This window comes from Caldisalinibacter kiritimatiensis (genome assembly GCF_000387765.1).
Lineage (GTDB): Bacteria > Bacillota > Clostridia > Tissierellales > Caldisalinibacteraceae > Caldisalinibacter > Caldisalinibacter kiritimatiensis.
In genome coordinates, this window is record NZ_ARZA01000220.1 from 1 (window position 1) to 3,879 (window position 3,879).

5 protein-coding genes are annotated in these 3,879 nt (G+C 29.6%); 3 read left to right on the top strand and 2 right to left on the bottom strand.

The window, feature by feature from the left end:
• Positions 1-139: 139 nt before the first annotated feature.
• Positions 140-685, top strand: coding sequence for a zinc ribbon domain-containing protein (locus L21TH_RS09890; protein ID WP_006315158.1), 546 nt, complete (start codon positions 140-142; stop codon positions 683-685).
• Between the two features lie 55 nt (positions 686-740).
• Here the strand turns inward: L21TH_RS09890 and L21TH_RS09895 are convergent, their stop codons facing one another.
• Together L21TH_RS09895 and L21TH_RS14975 are read right to left on the bottom strand one after the other, a co-directional pair.
• On the bottom strand, positions 741-1,589 hold the full coding sequence (locus L21TH_RS09895; protein WP_006315163.1) for a DUF6544 family protein: 849 nt from the start codon (positions 1,587-1,589) through the stop codon (positions 741-743).
• Positions 1,590-1,638: 49 nt separating this feature from the next.
• On the bottom strand, positions 1,639-1,926 hold the full coding sequence (locus L21TH_RS14975; RefSeq protein WP_242826520.1) for a helix-turn-helix domain-containing protein: 288 nt from the start codon (positions 1,924-1,926) through the stop codon (positions 1,639-1,641).
• A gap of 399 nt (positions 1,927-2,325) precedes the next feature.
• Here L21TH_RS14975 and L21TH_RS09905 point away from each other — a divergent pair, with 399 nt between their 5' ends.
• Positions 2,326-2,904, top strand: a complete 579-nt coding sequence (locus tag L21TH_RS09905) for a uracil-DNA glycosylase (RefSeq protein ID WP_006315165.1) — start codon at positions 2,326-2,328, stop codon at positions 2,902-2,904.
• Positions 2,901-3,488 carry a uracil-DNA glycosylase gene (locus L21TH_RS09910; protein ID WP_006315166.1) on the top strand — a complete coding sequence of 196 codons (588 nt, stop codon included), beginning with the start codon at positions 2,901-2,903 and terminating at the stop codon, positions 3,486-3,488. Before L21TH_RS09905 ends, L21TH_RS09910 begins: the two co-directional genes overlap by 4 nt.
• Positions 3,489-3,879 lie beyond the last annotated feature (391 nt).

The following is a 3,879-nucleotide window of genomic DNA, read 5'->3' on the forward strand; positions in this document are numbered from 1 at the left end:
CGCTGCCAAATTTGTTTTTTTATTTTTTGTGGAACGCCGAACCCGGTTCAGCGTTCCTTTATTTCATATTACATATGAAGTCAGAATATGATAATATAAAAAGTAAGTATTTACTTTTAAATGATTAGGGGGTAGGGAAATGAGTTCAAAAAATAATAATATTAATAAAAATCATGAGCAAAAGAGAAAAACAATTAGAACTATAGGTACTGTTGTATTGATAACAGGTATTATATTTACTGCAGTAGGATTTATTAGTTTTTTTAGCTCATTTGGTTCATTCGAACCACCTAAATATTTTTGGTGTAGTTTTATCGGATTACCGTTGCTGGGAATTGGTGGGGGATTATTAAAAATGGGCTATATGGGTTCAGTTGCAAGATATACAGCAGAAGAGATTGCTCCTGTAACCAAGGATACATTTAACTATATGGCAGATGGAACTAGTGAAGGAGTACGTAAAATATCAAAATCAATCAGTGAAGGAATAAAAGAAGCCTCTGAAGGCAATGATGATAAAACTTTGGTAAAATGTTTTAAATGTAATGAAGTAAATGATAGTGACGCAAAATTTTGTAAAAATTGTGGGGCAGCCTTAGAGAAAACTAAGATGTGTAGTAACTGTGGCGAGTTAAATGACCCAGATGCGAAATTTTGTGATAATTGTGGGGAAAAGTTTAATTAGATATAAAAATAAGTCCACATTTGTTTGTGGACTTATTTTATATATCATTTTATTTTTATTTCAAAGTTTTACAATTATATTCTATTTCATTGATATTAAGCTTTGCATAGCAGAAATCTCCATCGGGAAAATTCCATATAGCTTCGCCATAAGTTGGTAAATTAAATCCATTTATGTTTTGGTAATTTGAAAGGGGTGTAGACCATGTTGCTTTCTCAAAAGTCTTACCCGTGGGAGAGTAGTATCTATCATCAGAAACAAAATTAATTAATTGTCCTTTTTCATTGAAATATAATATAGCTGATATCTCTATACCTTCATTATTAAAAGTAGCTTTTACAGTATGTGCATCTATAGTTTCCCATTTAATTCTTTCATCAATCAGAGTTGCAGGTGCCATTATACACATATCATTTAATATAGTAACTGTTTCTGCTTTATTCATAATTTCACCTTTGCCTTTAAGCACATGGATTAGGCCCACTATTTTACCATCCATAGTTGCAGTTGCATTTGTATAAGAATGCAATCCATAAAACGGTATACCATTCACATTTAGATTTAAAAAGAACAAACGAGTAATATTATCAAAGAAACTATACTGCTTAATTTGTACCTTTGTCCAGTCTTTTTCTTTATCTAATTTCATACTTGCATCCATAACAGCTCTAAAGCTATTTACCCTTTCTTTACCTATTACTCCTACGTATCTAAGGTATTTCTGAACTGGTTCTGGTAGATGGGTAATATCTTTTTCGGTTATAATAGGTCTTTCTAGATTTTTTGTCCGATTCAATCCTTCTATAACTGCTGACTTGTATTGCCTTTGTAGCTGTTGGGAACGATAAGCTAAAAACACTATTCCTAAAAGCACTATAAAAATAATTATTTGCTTAATATTCATATTAATCCCCCTTGCGGACTTTATTATTTGTACAAAACACACTAAAAAATTAACTCCCCATTTCTTCAACTTTATCTAATAGTTTGTTAACGACATCATACATTACACTGACTTCTTCTTCACTTAAATTCTTAAAAAGGTTAATAATAAAATTACGATCTTTTTCCTCTCTTTTTTTCCAGAACCATTGGTTTTTTTGTGTTAATTTTAATCTTAATGCTCTGCTATCCTTTTTATCTTTATCAATGGCTAAAAAACCCTTTTGTTGAAGTTTAACAGCAAGCTGCTTTACATTTTGGCGAGAGGTTCCCATCAAACTTGCAACCTCAGTGAGCATAGGAGGTTTGTTTTTGAATTGAGATATTATAACTATTAGAAACCATTGTTTAACAGTTATTTCATCCTCAGCTAAATGGGAATCCCCTAAGATTTGTAATTTATTTGCTAATAGAAAAATCTTTCCGAATATATCTTTTTGTTTATCAAAACTATCCAGTTGTAAACACCTCCTTAGCCTAAAAATTCTGTATATAGTTATAAATACGTAATATATTACCCTTATATACGTAATATATTACATATTTATATATAAGTCAAGATAATTATTGTGAAATTAACTATTAATTTAAAATTAGAATTGAAAATTGTGCTTATGTACAATAATATAGATAATAGAATGTTTAATAGATTTTGTATAATAAAATTATTGATATAACTGTTGAAAGTGGTGGCTTGTATGTATACCCTTGATGAATTAAATAATATAGTTCAAAAGTGTAAGAGATGCAATTTACATAAAACAAGGACTAATGTTGTTTTTGGAGAAGGAAACGAAAATGCAGATATAATGTTTATTGGAGAAGGACCGGGATATAACGAGGATATTCAAGGAAGACCTTTTGTAGGGGCTGCCGGTAAGCTCCTAGATAAGATGCTAAAGGCTATAGACTTAGATAGAAATGAAATATACATAGCTAATATAGTAAAATGTAGACCACCGAATAATAGAAATCCATTAAGAACAGAAAGTGAGAAATGTATAGAGTATCTAAGATGGCAGGTACACATTATAAGACCTAAAATTATTGTATGCCTCGGAGCAGTTTCAGCGAGAAATATAATAGAACCTCAATTTAGAATTACCAAAGATAGAGGAAAGTGGGTAAAAAAAGGACAATTTTACATAATGCCAACATACCATCCAGCAGCTTTATTAAGAGATGAAAATAAGAAAAGACCAGCATGGGAAGATTTAAAAAATATTAGAAGTAAGTATAATGAAATAATTAGTATAGGAAAGGACGGAGAAAAGTGAAAGAACAAGAGTTACAAAAGTTAAATAATAAGATACTTGAAGAGCACAAAGATAAAGAAATAGTACTCGGAGATGGAACTGTAGATAGCAGTATAATATTGGTAGGTGAAGCTCCAGGAGCAAACGAAGTAAAGTTGAAAAAACCTTTTGTAGGGCAAGCAGGTAAACATTTAGAAGAATTTTTAGATATATTGGAATTACAAAGAAAAGAACTTTACATTACTAATACAGTAAAATTTAGACCCACAAGAATAAGTAAAAAAACAGGTAGAAAAATAAATAGAGCACCATCAAAAAAGGCAATAGAAAGCTTTAAGGAATATTTACTTACAGAAATAGATATAATCAAACCAGATTTTATAGTTACACTAGGAAATATACCATTAAAAACGTTGGTGGAAGATAGTAATGTAAAAATAGGTGAACTTCACGGAAAATTACAGAAGGTTTGTATAAATAATAAAGAATACATATTGTTTCCATTATACCATCCTGCGGCAGTTATATATAGAAAAGAGCTAAAAGAAGTTTATTATAATGACTTATATAAGCTAAAGGAAGTACTAAAGAAAAAGGTTTATTAAAAGTTGTTTATATTCCAGTAATATATAGTTACAATTAAAAAAATATTAGCTAGATATGTAATACAAATCAATAATAGTGGTTATAATAAAATACAGATTTTTAAGTGTGCATATAAAAGAAAAAATAAGAAAACTAAAGATATTAAAGATAAGTTTACATTATATCCATATATTGCTTGTTGCTATTAAATAAAATATATGCTATAGTATTACATGTCGGCTTAAGAAAAATCAAAAAATACTTGACATAAAAGAGTAACTTTGATATACTATTAAGAGTCGCCGCTGAGACGGCGAATGAAATAAAACACAAAAAAGTTCTTGACAAATACGTTTTGATGTGATAACATATTAAGAGTCGGCAGCAAAAGTCGACAAACAAATTAGGACT